Source organism: Ethanoligenens harbinense YUAN-3 (genome assembly GCF_000178115.2).
GTDB lineage: Bacteria > Bacillota > Clostridia > Oscillospirales > Ethanoligenentaceae > Ethanoligenens > Ethanoligenens harbinense.
Window position 1 is genome coordinate 2,038,908 of the sequence record NC_014828.1, and the last position, 13,826, is coordinate 2,052,733.

Here is a 13,826-nt window from a genome sequence, read left to right on the forward strand (position 1 = left end):
CGCGGCAGCAAGGGAATTGCGCTCATCGACGCTTCCGGAGACAGGCCGGGAATCCGGTATGTCTTTGACATTTCCGACACGGGCGGCAGGGAAAATTCCCGCCGCCCTTATCTTTGGCAGTACCGGCCGGAGCATGAAGACGCGGTTACGGCGGCGCTGGAACGGGAGTATGAGATTTCCGGCGAAAAGGGGCTTTCCGATCAGTTGGAGCAGATCGCCGGACAGTTGGCAAACGAATATTGGCAGGAGCATCAGTATGATATTCTCCACACCGTTGACGGCAGCTTTTTAGAGGAATATGATGAGTTCAACATCGGAACGCAGTTCCGAAGCGCCGCAGCCGTCAGCATCACCTATGCGGTTTTGTCCCGCTGCGGACTGGAACCCGACGAATACTTTGAGCATGAGGATTTTCTGAGCATCTTCGATTTCAACACGCCCGATACCGTCGCCGCCCTCGGCTCGGCGGTCAGTGAGGCAAGCGAACGGGTGCTGCGGCAGATCGAAGTCACCGTCAAAAATCAGGAACGCGAACATCTCGCGGAAAGGAGCGCCACACATGGAGAACAACCTGACTTACAGCCGGAACGGGGATTATCTGATTCCCGATCTGACGATTACGGAGCAGACGGAGAGCATCGGCAAATACGGGAGGATGCGGAAAAATTACCTGAAAGAGCACCGGCCGGTGCTGTACAACAGCCTGCTGCTGTCGGAGCAACTATACCCGCACCTGTTGGAGATCGAGCGGACGGCGATGGCGCGGCTGGAACACATGATGCCGGAACTGATGAAATCGACGGGCATGACGGAAAACTTGAAAGCGTCCGACCCGATGCGCTGGGTGGGACTCATGAACGACCTGAAAGCGCAGGCCGAGGAAACGATTCTGACGGAGCTTATCTACAGCTAAGTTTCTTCCCGTCGGAGCAGGAACAAATACAGCGAATCAACGAAGCGGAGAGCGAAAAGCCCTCCGCTTTTTCTGTGCCCGCGCCGCAAAAGCCGGAAAAGCGCAATACGGCCCAAGCCGACATTGACACCGCCCTTCAGGAGTGGAACGGCAGTATTGAAAGTAAACGCGCCGTTATCCGTTACATGCGGGAACATGCCCGAGACAAGGACACGGCGGCTTTTCTGCGTACCGAGTACGGTGACAATCTTCCGGCGTTTCCCGTAACCGTGGGACACACATCGACGGATCTGCCTTGGTCGAAAGTGCAGCGGCGAATCGCCCAGCTCATCCGGGAAAATCGGTTTTACACGCAGGAAGAACAGCCCGCTCCGCCCGATCTGAGTGGCCAACCGATCACCCGCACCGGCGATACCATCGAGAACGGTATCACTTTCCATAATGTGGTCTTGACGCTTTCCGGCGCGCAAAGGGATGATACCCAGCGGACGATTCCCGACAGCGCCGCAATTTTATATCCTTACAAGGTGGGCGACACGGTATATCTGGACAATAAGCCCTTTGAGATCACCGACATCGGTACTTCCGACATCCAGCTCCGCGACCCTGCACTTGCCTATCCCATCTTTCGCGCCGAAAGCCGGGAGGACTTTGAAAGTTTGCTGCGGCAGGATTCCCGGAACGGTCCCATCACGGAATTTCTGGCTGCGGACTTGGAGCACACGGACGCCGATCTGCGGGAAGCCCTGACCTCCGGCCTGCTGGAACAGCGGGACAAGGAACATATCGCGGGATATTTCCGCGAAAACGAGGGCAATACCCGCGTAGCCCAGCGCCTTTCCGAAACCTACGCCGGTACTTCCGATACGATGGAACTGACCACCGGCGAAACGGCGGATTTCTTTGCCACCACCACGGGTTTCGAGGTTGATATTCACGACAAATACAACAGCAAACGGAGCGCCCGGTGGGAAGAAATCTCTCCTATCCTCCGCGCTTTGTACCAGCATGAGCAGGACGGCTTTTCCCATGAGCCGGTTCTGCGGAAGCCTGCAAATCTGGAGGGCAAGCCATCCTATGAGGTTGGCGATCACTCGGTGCTGGATTACGGCGGGCAGGAGCTGTCCGGCACCGTGGGATACGTCGGGGATAAGGATGTGCGCATCGACACCGGCCCCAATTCATGGAGCCATGAGGTTGTCAGCCGCGACGCCTTTGAAAACGGCATCCGGCGGGACGAACGCGACGCCTCTTTGTTTACATCAGAGCAGTCCACCGCCGAAAACTTCCGCATCACGGATGATCATTTGGGCGAGGGCGGCGCAAAAACCAAGTACGGCTTTAATATCGCGGCCATCTGCACCTTGAAACAGATTGAGGCCGAGGGCCGCACGGCGACGCCGGAGGAACAGGAAATCCTCTCCCGGTATGTCGGCTGGGGCGGCATCCCGCAGGCGTTTGACCCGAATAACGCCTCATGGTCAAAGGAATATGCGGAGCTGATCGGCGCGCTGACCGCCGAGGAATACGAAATGGCGCGGGCCTCCACCCTGAACGCCCACTACACCAGCCCCACGGTGATTCGGGCTATCTATGAAGCTGTCGGCAACATGGGCTTCCAGACCGGAAACATTCTGGAACCGGCCTGCGGCGTCGGCAACTTTTTCGGCCTGCTGCCGGAAAGCATGGCGGCGTCCCGGCTCTACGGCGTGGAGCTGGACAGCATCACGGGCCGGATCGCCAAACAGCTCTATCCCAACGCCAAGATCATCGTGGCGGGCTTTGAAACCACCGACCGGAAAGACTTTTTCGATTTGGCCGTGGGCAACGTGCCGTTCGGCAGCTACAAGGTTTCCGACCGGGCCTATAACAAGCTCGGTTTCCCGATCCATGATTACTTTTTCGCCAAAACGCTCGATCAGGTGCGTCCGGGCGGCGTGATCGCATTTGTCACCAGCCGCTACACGATGGATAAACAGTCGCCGGAGGTGCGGCGGTACATTGCCCAGCGTGCGGATTTACTCGGCGCGATTCGTCTGCCCAGCGACGCTTTCAAGGCCAACGCCGGAACGGAAGTCACCACCGACATCCTTTTTCTCCAAAAGCGCGACCGCCCCATCGACATTGAGCCGGATTGGGTGCATTTGGGCCAGACTGAGGACGGAATCCCCGTCAACAGCTATTTTGCCGATCATCCCGAAATGGTACTGGGAACCATCCAATGGGACGATAAGATGCACGGCGACAAAAAGGAAACGGCCTGCGAGCCGTTCCCCGACGCCAATCTCTCCGAACAGCTCCACGAGGCGGTTTCCCACCTTCAGGGGCAGATGGCTGAAGCGGAACTGCCCGATCTCGGTGAGAACGAGGAAATCGACGATTCCATCCCGGCAGACCCCAACGTAAAAAACTACTCCTATACCGTTGTGGACGGCAAGGTGTACTATCGGGAGAATTCCCGCATGGTGCGGCCGGAACTGAACGAAACAGCCAAGGCCCGCGTCATGGGCATGGTGGAACTGCGGGACTGTGTGCAGAAGCTCATCAGCCAGCAACTCGACGAATACGCTTCCGACGCGGAAATCCGAAACACGCAAGCGGAATTGAATCGGCTCTACGACACTTTTTCCACAAAATACGGCCTGATTAACTCTCGCGGCAACAGTCTCGCGTTCTCGGAGGATTCCTCGTATTATCTGCTCTGTTCTTTGGAAGTGATCGACGAGGACGGCAAGCTGGAACGCAAGGCCGATATGTTTACCAAGCGCACCATCCGTCAGCGGAAAATCGTCACTTCCGTGGATACGGCATCAGAAGCTCTCTCGCTCTCCATCGCGGAAAAGGCGCTGGTAGACATGGACTACATGGCATCCCTCACCGGCAAGTCGCCGGAGGCGCTGGCCGACGAGCTGCGTGGCGTCATTTTCCGAGATTTGGGCGAACAGGACCCGGCAAGCGTTCCGAAAGCATTTTATAATCTGGAGAAAATTCCGTTTGTCACCGCCGATGAATACCTGTCCGGCAACGTGCGCCGCAAGCTGCGGCTGGCCAAGGCTCTCGCGGAAATGCGGCCCGACCTCGCGGAGAAAATATCTCCAAACATTGAGGCACTGGAGGCCGCCCAGCCGAAGGATCTTGACGCCTCGGAAATCGAGGTGCGCCTCGGCGCGACCTGGATCGACAAAGGGTACATCCAGCAGTTCATGGTTGAGCTGCTCAACCCGCCGTCCGGTGTGCGCAACGGCATCCAGGTAAACTACTCCACATTTACAGCGGAATGGGCTATATCCAATAAAAACAGCGTCGGCTACAACAACGTGGCGGCTTACGTCACTTACGGCACCGACCGGGCCAACGCCTACCGGATTCTGGAGGACAGCCTAAATCTACGGGACACGCGGATTTACGACACCGTGACCGACCCGGACGGCAAGGAGCGCCGCGTCCTCAATTCCAAGGAAACCACCCTCGCCCAGCAGAAGCAGCAGGCCATCAAGGACGCTTTCCGCGACTGGATCTGGAAAGACCCGGAACGGCGTCAGACCCTGACGAAAAAATACAACGAGCTGTTCAATTCCAGCCGCCCGCGTGAATACGACGGTCGGCATCTTGTATTCCCCGGCATGAATCCTGAAATCAAGCTGCGGGAGCATCAATTAAACGCCGTGGCGCACCAGCTTTACGGCGGCAACACCCTGCTGGCACACGTCGTGGGCGCGGGCAAAACCTACGAAATGATCGCCGCCGCAATGGAGGGCAAGCGGCTGGGGCTGTGCCAAAAATCCCTGTTCGCCGTTCCGAACCACCTGACGGAGCAGTGGGCCTCCGAATTTCTGCGGCTGTATCCTTCCGCGAATATCCTCGTCACCACCAAAAAGGATTTTGAAAAACGCAACCGCAAAAAGTTCTGCGCCCGGATCGCCACCGGCGACTACGACGCGATCATCATGGGGCATTCGCAGTTTGAAAAAATCCCTGTCTCTCTGGAACGCCAAAAAAGGCTTATTCAGGAGCAGATATGGGAAATTGAAAACGGGCTGGAAGAACTCAAAGGCAGTGGTGCGGAACAGTTTACCATCAAGCAGTTGGAGCGCACGAAAAAGGGCCTTGAGGCCCGGCTGAAGCGGCTCAACGACAACTCCCGCAAGGATGATGTCGTTACCTTTGAGCAGTTAGGCGTGGACCGCCTGTTCGTGGACGAGGCGCACAATTACAAAAACCTGTTTCTCTACACGAAAATGCGCAACGTGGCGGGCCTCTCCACCACCGATGCACAGAAGTCCAGCGACATGTTTCTGAAATGCCGGTATCTCGATGAGATCACGCACAGCCGGGGCGTCGTGTTCGCCACCGGAACGCCGGTTTCCAACAGTATGACGGAATTGTATACGATGATGCGCTATCTCCAGTACGAAACCCTGAAAGATAGGAATCTCGTTCATTTCGACTGCTGGGCCTCGACGTTCGGGGAAACCGTAACGGCCATCGAACTGGCCCCGGAGGGGACCGGCTACCGGGCGCGGACGCGCTTTGCCCGGTTCTACAATCTGCCGGAACTGATGACGCTGTTCAAGGAAGCGGCGGACATCAAGACAGCCGACCAGCTCAATCTTCCAACACCAAAAGCCGTATATCACAACGAAGTCGCGCAGCCCTCGGAGCTTCAGAAAGAAATGGTAAAAAAGCTCTCGGAGCGCGCCGCCGCCGTCCATTCCGGCGACATCGACCCGCATTTGGACAACATGCTCAAGATTACGTCGGACGGGCGCAAGCTCGGCCTCGATCAGCGCGTCATCAACCCCATGCTGCCCGACAATCCCAACAGCAAGGTCAATCTATGCGTCAACAACGTTTTCCGTTTCTGGCACGACGGGCAAGACAAAAAGCTGACACAGCTCATTTTCTGTGATATTTCCACCCCGAAAGGCCGCGCCGCCGCCAAGGAAAACCGGGCGGTTCGGGCCGCTGGGAAACTCGCGGGCGACACGGAGCTTCACGCTTTGCAGGACGCCACACCGGAGGCCGACGCGCCGGAAGCGTTCAGCGTCTACTCGGACATCCGCGACAAGCTCATCGCGCGGGGCGTCCCCGCCGGTGAGATAGCGTTCATCCACGACGCCGACACCGAAGTAAAGAAAAAGGAACTGTTCGCCAAGGTGCGCGCCGGACAGGTGCGCGTCCTGATGGGCAGCACCGCCAAGATGGGGGCCGGGATGAACGTACAGGACCTTTTGATCGCCTCTCACGATTTGGACTGCCCGTGGCGTCCCGGTGATTTGGAGCAGCGGTCCGGGCGTATCATCCGGCAGTACAATACCAACCCCGAAGGACACATTTTCCGTTACGTCACCGAAGGGACATTTGACAGCTATTTGTGGCAAACCGTAGAGAATAAGCAGAAATTCATTTCGCAGATCATGACCAGCAAAAGCCCCGTCCGCTCCTGTGAGGACATCGATGAAACGGCGCTCTCTTATGCGGAAATCAAGGCCCTGTGCGCCGGGGACGAGCGGATCAAGGAGAAGATGGACCTCGATATGGACGTGGCCAAGCTGAAACTGATGAAAGCCAACCACCAGAGCCAGCAATTCCGGCTGGAAGATAATCTGCTCAAATACTTCCCGGAGGAAATTGAGCGGAATAAAGGTTTCATCAAGGGTCTGGAAACGGATATGGCAACGCTGGAAGCGCACCCGCACCCGAAGGACGGCTTTGCCGGAATGGTGGTGCGCAGCGATTCTCTCACAGACAAGGACAACGCCGGAGCCGCTATTCTCGAAGCCTGCAAAGAAGTCAAGGGGCTGGAACCGATGGAGATCGGCAGTTACCGGGGCTTTACCATGTCACTGTCCGTGGAGGGGTTCGGACAGGATTTCATCCTCACCCTCAAAGGGCAAATGACTCACCGCGTCGCGCTGGGCAAGGACGCGCGCGGCAATCTCATTCGTATTGACAATGCCCTTTCCGATATGCCGAGGCGGTTGCAGAATGTCCACGCCCAGCTTGATAATCTTCATTCGCAGATGGATGCGGCAAAGGCCGAGATCGGAAAGCCATTCCCGCAGGAAGCGGAGCTTGCGCAAAAGAGCGCCCGCCTCGCGGAGCTGAACGTCCTGCTGGACATCGATAGCCGCGCCCTCGCTCAGAGGCAGACATCGGAGGTTCTGGAGAAAAACGAAAGGCCCTCCTTACTGGAGAGCCTGAAGAAGCCCTGTATCTGCGGGACGGGTAAAAAACCGAAACATGAATTGGCCCGATAAAGAAAAGGCTCCGGCATAGATTTATTTTGTGTCGGAGCCGTCATTTTGGGCGGCTACGGCTTTTGCCCTGCGTTTCTGCTTTTGCTCGGTTTTCTTCCGGCGTTTTTCATCTATCTCATGCAGCCAGACGCTGACCGGCGCTTTCCACGGTTCACTTTTATTGGGGATGTTTTTTACAAGGCTGCTCGGGTTCAGGCCGAGGTGTTTGGCAAGCTCAATATTCTCGCTGTTCAGTCGGCATTTCTTTTTCGTATCCTGCCACATCTGTTCACTGTATGCCATTCGCGCGCCCCCATTTATGTCGCAAATTATACCATAAATCAGGTCAAAAAAATCAGGAGGATAAAAAATGAATACGATACCTGTCTACAAATATCCCGCCGCTTACACGCGGGAAAATAATGAGCTGGAACAATACCGTGCATCCCACAAGGCGAACATTGCCTGCCGGGATGCCATCGATGACGCCATACGGGACAACTACCGCAATAATTGTCTCGGCAGCGACACCGCAAAACAGGTCATTGCCGAGTTCGGATTTGACCGCACTCTCTATGTGCTTGCGAACACTGTCCGCGAGAAAGATTGGGATGGGCGCATTGACCGCAAAAATAAGGATTGGGCGCGGACGATTCCTGTCTTTGACGATGAGAACGGCTTTGGGGATAATCGAAACCTCGAATTTATCGTAGATAGAGCGCATCCCGGTCTGGTAGACCTTTTCATCAATCAGGCGCGGCGCGAATATCTGCTGACCCAGCCTCTGACCAAAGAGGACATTCAGTCGGAGGCCGCGCGGCTGCTCCGGCGTCTGCAATCTGAGCGTGAACCGAACAGCCCCAGCGGCACGCATTTCATGGCGCAGATTTCGCCGGATTTTCTGATCCGTGCTTCCACCAAAGACCAGGACCGGCTGTTCGCGCTGCTGCCATTCAAATCTCTGTCCTTTTCCGCACTCAAGGATCGGAAAGGAATTTTCGCGTTCATCCAAAAGGATGAAAACCGCGACCAACCTCTTCGCCAGCGCAAGCCGTCCGTGCGAAAAAAGCTGCAAAAAACACAGGCCGAGCCAAAGTCGCCTGCCTCATCCAAGGGCAAAGAAATGGAGCTGTAACATGGCGAATCGCAACCGGCAAATCCAGCTCAAGTTCCGCGTCACCCCGCAGGAGCGCGAAATGATCGAACAGAAGATGGCGCAGCTCGGTACGAAAAACATGGCGGCGTATCTCCGTAAAATCTCCATCGACGGGTATGTCATCAGGCTGGAACTGCCGGAGCTGAAGGAGATGGTTTCCCTCCTGCGCCGGTCGAGTAACAACCTTAACCAGCTCACCAAACGGGTGAATGAAACAGGGCGCGTTTACGACGCAGATTTGGAGGATATCGTCCAAAATCAGGAACGGCTGTGGCAGGCGGCTAACGATATTCTTTCCGTACTTGTAAAATTAAAATAGGGGCGTATGTTCCGAAAAGTGGGGCGGTTTACACTGTGTAAGCCTCCCCGCCATTTTTTTGCCGCATCCTTGCATAAAACGGCATAGGCGTTATAGTTGTAGTAGAAATTGTAAAGGGGGCCGATTTTATGAGGCTGATACTGAAAATACTCGTCGCTCCGGTCATCGTGGTCCTGACCGTTTTCGTCTGGATCTGCTCCGCTCTACTGTACTGCTCGGCGTGGGTATTCGGCCTCGCGGGAACGGTCCTCGGCATCTTCGGTGTGCTGGCGCTGATTACCCATCAGGTTACAAACGGGATCATCCTGCTGGTGATGGCGTTCCTCGTCAGTCCGTTCGGAATCCCGATGGCGGCGGCGTGGCTGATCGGCAAGATACAGGATTTGCGGTACGCAATTCAGGATCGGGTTTACGGCTGAAAAGATCACTTAAGTATCTAAGTATAAACATTTTGCGAAGTACAAACAGTGTACCAGCTTCATTTTATAGTGGCATTGACTCGAAACAAATCGCAGGTATTTTGAACGTAAAATCCCCATACTTTATGACTTGGTATGTTATTGATGCATCCTCGGGCAGGGATTCCTCGTATTCGTGGTTACGGATAGCATGGAACACACTGCTAATTGGTTTGCTCGAAAATAATTCCTTCAGCTTTTTCAAGTCAATTACAGGGATGTATTTATGCTGGGTCCTAATATTATGCCTTGCAACCACACAACAAAATAAATCAATTTTGTCACCATCGTCAACGTCAAACACTTGCTTAATAAACCGTTTCCGATCACTCATGGCATACGTCATAATTGATTCAGATTGTTTACAGCCGTGAGTAACCTCATCTTCTCGAGCATATACCTCCTTTGAGGAATCCGCGGCAGCAAACCACTTAAGTTCACATAGCAAAGCAGCGTTTGAGGCTGCATCCAACAGTCCAAAATCCACATCAGGCAAGCGCCCACCAAGGTTTTTGTGCTTTGTGAGTTTTAGAGTAGTTGCACGAGGGATAGCAGCCTCTATTTCCTGTACCATCAAATCTTCTAAATCATTTACCTCTTTTGAGTGCTCCGAATCGCTTCTTGAACTTACAACTGCAAGTAGATTCCGTTCCGGGCGGGAGCCAAGAAATAACATAGGGGCGATGATTGTTAATTCATTACTAAGCACGGTTATCGGCTGATACATGATATCTACATTACGCTTGGACGGTTCAAAAGTAATGTATTTCACAATACTCTCGACCGATTCTTTTTTCAATCCGCTTATCGATACAATATAGTCTACTATCTTGCTTATTGTCAGAATTATTGTGCTATTTCGCAATCTGATTAACGGGTCTTTTATTGTAATGCAGCTGAGAAAATGTATGTAACAAAGTGCTGCGATACATGTCCATGCTTGCCGGTAGTCATCTAGTGTAAACAGGTCAAACTTCCATGAGTCGGGCAAGGTTTTTGAAGAATTCCATTGATCGTTTGCAATTTCAAGAAATGGATCTATTATTTCGTTTGTTAATTCGTAACACAGGCATCCGTCCTCAATGCGAACTCTTTTTTGTAATTCTGCATTAGCCTTTGCTATCTTTACCGGATTAATACAATCCATGAAACTGCCGAGTGTAGACTGGCTTGCTTCTCTGAGAATATCGCTCCACGCAGAATTATTGTGATCCGCCGGAAAATCAAAAGTAACTGTGTTGTCATCAACTTTGGCTAATAACCGTTTCCTTGAAAATGAAATATAGCCACTACATATCACTGAGTACGGATACGCATAATTAGTAAGTAGAGAAACACACTGATTGTATCTCTCTTCAGAAATGTCGGTAGCAATTTGCACGGTTGCAGTGGGTAAGTCACTTTTCTCAACCCAATACAATGCCTGGTTTAACGCATCCATATGATCTGTTATCTTTCTTAGAGCCAATGGATTCAACATGCTGCTCATTACCGAGAGAGAGCACAGGTCTTCAAAAGCAGACAACAATTCATATGTCACCTGTTCTTTCGTTCCGGAAAAAGCAGGGTGCCTCTTATGTAAATTATCAATGACGTTTTCGATTTCACGGATATCCATTTTTCCTCTTTTCCCCCAAGTTGGCTACTCAAAAATGACAGAACACTTAAAGCCAAAGCCATAATACCACAAATTTCTGTTTATCAAGCTGCGTGTTATTGCTACAATCGGTTGGTCCGTCATAAACAAACTACGAACTCAGGACACTGATGTTATTGTAAAGTTATTACATTTCGAGTTTATGTATGAGAGTAAGAGTTGCCGTAACTATTGTAACTACATATTCAGCTTCAGCTTTATCCAACACCTCGTTATCATGAGCGTAGCTCTTGTCGTTCCTGATTGTATTATATTTTTCAAATGTAGATATACTCATTTTCAAAGCCTGATTGGCAAACTCAGACTCAAACACTTTATTCTCTTTATAGTACTTTGCAAGTGCCCCAACCAAGCTATGAATCGGGTAATTTTCCCCGGTATTATCAGAAACAGGAATTCCATGCTTCAAACAAATAGTTCTGAAGAATTTAGTTGAGTATGTGTGTAACCTATCAAGTACCAAAGTCGGTTCATTTCTACTAAGTGCCTCATAAATATCTCTTGATAATATTTCAAACGATTCACCATGTTCTTCCGGAAGGATTATTTCAAAATCATCATCAGAAATAATATAGTCTATATTTCTTATAAGATATCCTGTTGTACTCGGTCTTAGTAGTTTTTGTATCGCGTCTTTCAATACTTGGTCCTTTGGCTTTAAAAAATCAATATTACTTTGCGATCCTTCAAAAGTAAAATCCAAAGCCTTTTTATCCCAATTATCGCCCTTTAATCCTGCATAATATGCCAGCCCCTTATCTTCATACTCAATTTTGCAATGCCGAAGTACCTGTGCTATATCACTGCTTCTATTTTGTTGTAAGAATCGCACCAATTTCTCATGAAAGTTGTCAGGAACTTCATAAGTGAAGTCATACTGTCCCATGTTTTCACCCCATATATATTTATCTCAACAAATCCCTGCTTGTCGGAATATGTATTATTGCTGTAACAGGTTTGTTCGCCATAAACAAATATTGTCTATGGCGACTTCGCATAATGCTATTATCTACAAAGCCTCAATCCCAATGGTTACTCATTTTTATTCGGCAAATTATTACATATATTATAGCAAATTAAATCGCAATTTGTAAGTCATCCACATGTTTTGCTTGAAAAACAGTTTGAGAAGCTTCATAGCTTTCTTTTCATTTTATGGGGGGAATGTTTATGGCAACGACGCGGCTGATGCCGCTGCATACCGGCAAGGGCCGGGATGTCGGAACGGCAATCAGCGATATTATTGATTACGCAGAAAACCCGAAGAAAACGGATTACGGAAGGCTTATTACTGGCTTTGAATGCGACAGCCGGACAGCCGATGCCGAGTTCCTTTTTTCCAAACGGCAGTATGCCGCGCTCACCGGCAGGACGCGCGGCGCGGACGATGTGATCGCCTACCATCTCCGGCAGTCTTTTATTCCCGGCGAGGTCACGCCGGAGGAAGCAAACCGGATCGGCGGTGAGCTTGCCAAACGCTTTACAAACGGGAACCATGCTTTCATTGTCTGCACCCACATTGACAAACACCACATTCACAATCATATCATTTGGAATTCCACATCCCTCGACTGTACCCGGAAATTCCGAAACTTTTGGGGCAGTACAAGAGCCGTGCGGCGGCTGAATGATACGCTGTGTATTGAGAACGGGTTGTCTATCGTGGAAAATCCGAAGCGGCGCGGCAAGAGCTACAACAAGTGGCTGGGCGATCAGGCAAAGCCCTCCAACCGGGAATTTTTGCGTGTGGCAATAGACGCATCTCTTGCCCAGAAGCCTGCCGATTTCGACGCGCTCCTGAAGCTCTTGCGGGATGCCGGATATGAAGTCAAACCGGGGAAAATTCCCGCCCTGCGCGGAAAAAATCAAAAGCGGTTTATCCGGTTGGATACGCTGGGCAGCGGCTACAGTGAAGCGGAACTTCGGGCCGTCCTCTCCGGCAAAAAAGCACACACTCCGCGCAAAAAAATCATCCGGCCCACGTCGGAAAAACAAGTCGATCTGCTGGTGGATATTCAGGCCAAGCTCCGCGCAGGAAAAGGCGCCGGTTACGAGCGCTGGGCCAAGGTGTTCAACCTCAAGCAGATGGCGCAGACAGTGAACTATCTGACCGAGCACAATCTGCTGGGGTACGATGCGCTGGCCGCTAAAACGGCTTTGGCAACCGCCCGGTACAATGAGCTTTCCACACAAATCAAAGCGGCTGAAAAACGGATGGCCGAGATCGCCGTTTTGAAAACACAGATCATCAATTACGCCAAGACCCGCGACACCTATGTTGCCTACCGCAAGGCGGGGTATTCAAAAAAGTTCCTTTCGGAGCATGAGAGCGACATTCTTCTGCACAAGGCGGCGAAGGAATCATTCGACGAACTGGGCGTGAAAAAGCTTCCTACTGTCAAGAGCTTACAGGCCGAATATGCGGCGCTTCTGGCAGAGAAAAAAGCGGCTTACGCTGACTATCGCAAGGCCCGCGACGAAATGAAAGAGCTGTTGACCGTGAAAGCAAACGCCGATCATCTGCTTGGCCCCGACAGTCGCGAGGCGGAGAAAGAAAAAGGGACTGTTGCAAAATAGCTTTGCCGGAAAATAGTGCACAAAAAATGCGTCTTGATTGGGCTTTCAAAACCGTTTCAAGGCGCATTTTCTTGATTTTATGGCTGCTACTTTGTGCAATTTGCTATCACAAATTCATTTTGCAACAGCCCCCCGGAATGTTTGAAAATAGAGTATAGAAATATATTGATCGATATATATTATGTTGAATTATGCATTATTTAGTGCTACAATATTTGTGTTATTTCCATTTCGACAGAGAGGTATCAAAATGAAAGCAAGCTACAAAAGGCTTTGGAAACTTCTTATTGATAAAGATATGAAGAAAAAAGACTTAATGGAGCAGGCCGGTATCAGTTCGTTTTCGATCCGTAAACTCAACCGCGGCGAGAATGTCACAATGGATGTTCTCGGAAAGATATGCAAGGCGCTGAATTGTACACTGGATGATATCTGTGAGTTTGAAGATATCGATAATTGAAAGATATGGTTGCGGGACTGTGTGACAAGGCTGGCGGTAAGAAATCC

Annotated in this window: 11 protein-coding genes; 7 read left to right on the forward strand and 4 right to left on the reverse strand. The window is 51.5% G+C overall.

Annotated elements, in window-relative coordinates; all coding sequences use genetic code 11:
• Nucleotides 1–288 precede the first annotated feature (288 nt).
• On the reverse strand, nt 289–537 hold the full coding sequence (locus ETHHA_RS16120) for a hypothetical protein (protein WP_242822064.1): 249 nt from the start codon (nt 535–537) through the stop codon (nt 289–291).
• A gap of 22 nt (nt 538–559) precedes the next feature.
• Here ETHHA_RS16120 and ETHHA_RS16125 point away from each other — a divergent pair, with 22 nt between their 5' ends.
• Both ETHHA_RS16125 and ETHHA_RS16460 read left to right on the forward strand, forming a co-directional pair.
• Entirely contained in the window at nt 560–913 is a 354-nt protein-coding gene (locus ETHHA_RS16125; RefSeq protein ID WP_242822065.1) for a TnpV protein, read from the forward strand.
• A 185-nt stretch (nt 914–1,098) separates the two neighbouring features.
• Nucleotides 1,099–7,173, forward strand: a complete 6,075-nt coding sequence (locus ETHHA_RS16460; protein ID WP_479723654.1) for a DEAD/DEAH box helicase family protein — start codon at nt 1,099–1,101, stop codon at nt 7,171–7,173.
• A gap of 21 nt (nt 7,174–7,194) precedes the next feature.
• On the opposite strand, the gene ETHHA_RS09575 is transcribed toward ETHHA_RS16460, so the two are convergent.
• Nucleotides 7,195–7,455: a hypothetical protein gene (locus tag ETHHA_RS09575; protein ID WP_013485782.1), complete on the reverse strand. Its 261-nt coding sequence runs from the start codon at nt 7,453–7,455 to the stop codon at nt 7,195–7,197.
• Nucleotides 7,456–7,522: 67 nt separating this feature from the next.
• On the opposite strand from ETHHA_RS09575, the gene ETHHA_RS09580 reads away from it, so the two are divergent.
• The 3 genes from ETHHA_RS09580 to ETHHA_RS09590 all read left to right on the forward strand — a co-directional run bounded on the left by ETHHA_RS09580 (nt 7,523) and on the right by ETHHA_RS09590 (nt 9,046).
• Nucleotides 7,523–8,287 carry a DUF3849 domain-containing protein gene (locus tag ETHHA_RS09580; RefSeq protein WP_013485783.1) on the forward strand — a complete coding sequence of 255 codons (765 nt, stop codon included), beginning with the start codon at nt 7,523–7,525 and terminating at the stop codon, nt 8,285–8,287.
• 1 nt (nt 8,288) lies between these two features.
• A complete protein-coding gene (locus ETHHA_RS09585) occupies nt 8,289–8,627 on the forward strand; it encodes a plasmid mobilization protein (RefSeq protein ID WP_013485784.1) in 339 nt (112 codons plus the stop codon).
• Between the two features lie 128 nt (nt 8,628–8,755).
• On the forward strand, nt 8,756–9,046 hold the full coding sequence (locus ETHHA_RS09590) for a CD1845 family protein (RefSeq protein WP_013485785.1): 291 nt from the start codon (nt 8,756–8,758) through the stop codon (nt 9,044–9,046).
• A gap of 64 nt (nt 9,047–9,110) precedes the next feature.
• On the opposite strand, the gene ETHHA_RS09595 is transcribed toward ETHHA_RS09590, so the two are convergent.
• Together ETHHA_RS09595 and ETHHA_RS09600 are read right to left on the reverse strand one after the other, a co-directional pair.
• A complete protein-coding gene (locus ETHHA_RS09595) occupies nt 9,111–10,703 on the reverse strand; it encodes a hypothetical protein (RefSeq protein WP_013485786.1) in 1,593 nt (530 codons plus the stop codon).
• 166 nt (nt 10,704–10,869) lie between these two features.
• Nucleotides 10,870–11,628 carry an abortive infection family protein gene (locus tag ETHHA_RS09600; RefSeq protein WP_013485787.1) on the reverse strand — a complete coding sequence of 253 codons (759 nt, stop codon included), beginning with the start codon at nt 11,626–11,628 and terminating at the stop codon, nt 10,870–10,872.
• Between the two features lie 284 nt (nt 11,629–11,912).
• On the opposite strand from ETHHA_RS09600, the gene ETHHA_RS09605 reads away from it, so the two are divergent.
• Together ETHHA_RS09605 and ETHHA_RS09610 are read left to right on the forward strand one after the other, a co-directional pair.
• The gene (locus ETHHA_RS09605; protein ID WP_013485788.1) at nt 11,913–13,319 is read left to right on the forward strand and encodes a relaxase/mobilization nuclease domain-containing protein; all 1,407 of its coding nucleotides are present in this window, start codon (nt 11,913–11,915) and stop codon (nt 13,317–13,319) included.
• A gap of 250 nt (nt 13,320–13,569) precedes the next feature.
• The gene (locus ETHHA_RS09610; RefSeq protein ID WP_013485789.1) at nt 13,570–13,779 is read left to right on the forward strand and encodes a helix-turn-helix domain-containing protein; all 210 of its coding nucleotides are present in this window, start codon (nt 13,570–13,572) and stop codon (nt 13,777–13,779) included.
• The last annotated feature ends 47 nt before the right edge of the window (nt 13,780–13,826 follow it).

What these genes read in the sequence shown, in the direction of transcription:
- ETHHA_RS16120 (WP_242822064.1), bottom strand. Translation starts at nt 537, where the DNA reads ATGTTCGCGTTCCTGATTTTTGACGGTGACTTCGATCTGCCGCAGCAC.
- ETHHA_RS16125 (WP_242822065.1), top strand. Translation starts at nt 560, where the DNA reads ATGGAGAACAACCTGACTTACAGCCGGAACGGGGATTATCTGATTCCC.
- ETHHA_RS16460 (WP_479723654.1), top strand. Translation starts at nt 1,099, where the DNA reads ATGCGGGAACATGCCCGAGACAAGGACACGGCGGCTTTTCTGCGTACC.
- ETHHA_RS09575 (WP_013485782.1), bottom strand. Translation starts at nt 7,455, where the DNA reads ATGGCATACAGTGAACAGATGTGGCAGGATACGAAAAAGAAATGCCGA.
- ETHHA_RS09580 (WP_013485783.1), top strand. Translation starts at nt 7,523, where the DNA reads ATGAATACGATACCTGTCTACAAATATCCCGCCGCTTACACGCGGGAA.
- ETHHA_RS09585 (WP_013485784.1), top strand. Translation starts at nt 8,289, where the DNA reads ATGGCGAATCGCAACCGGCAAATCCAGCTCAAGTTCCGCGTCACCCCG.
- ETHHA_RS09590 (WP_013485785.1), top strand. Translation starts at nt 8,756, where the DNA reads ATGAGGCTGATACTGAAAATACTCGTCGCTCCGGTCATCGTGGTCCTG.
- ETHHA_RS09595 (WP_013485786.1), bottom strand. Translation starts at nt 10,703, where the DNA reads ATGGATATCCGTGAAATCGAAAACGTCATTGATAATTTACATAAGAGG.
- ETHHA_RS09600 (WP_013485787.1), bottom strand. Translation starts at nt 11,628, where the DNA reads ATGGGACAGTATGACTTCACTTATGAAGTTCCTGACAACTTTCATGAG.
- ETHHA_RS09605 (WP_013485788.1), top strand. Translation starts at nt 11,913, where the DNA reads ATGGCAACGACGCGGCTGATGCCGCTGCATACCGGCAAGGGCCGGGAT.
- ETHHA_RS09610 (WP_013485789.1), top strand. Translation starts at nt 13,570, where the DNA reads ATGAAAGCAAGCTACAAAAGGCTTTGGAAACTTCTTATTGATAAAGAT.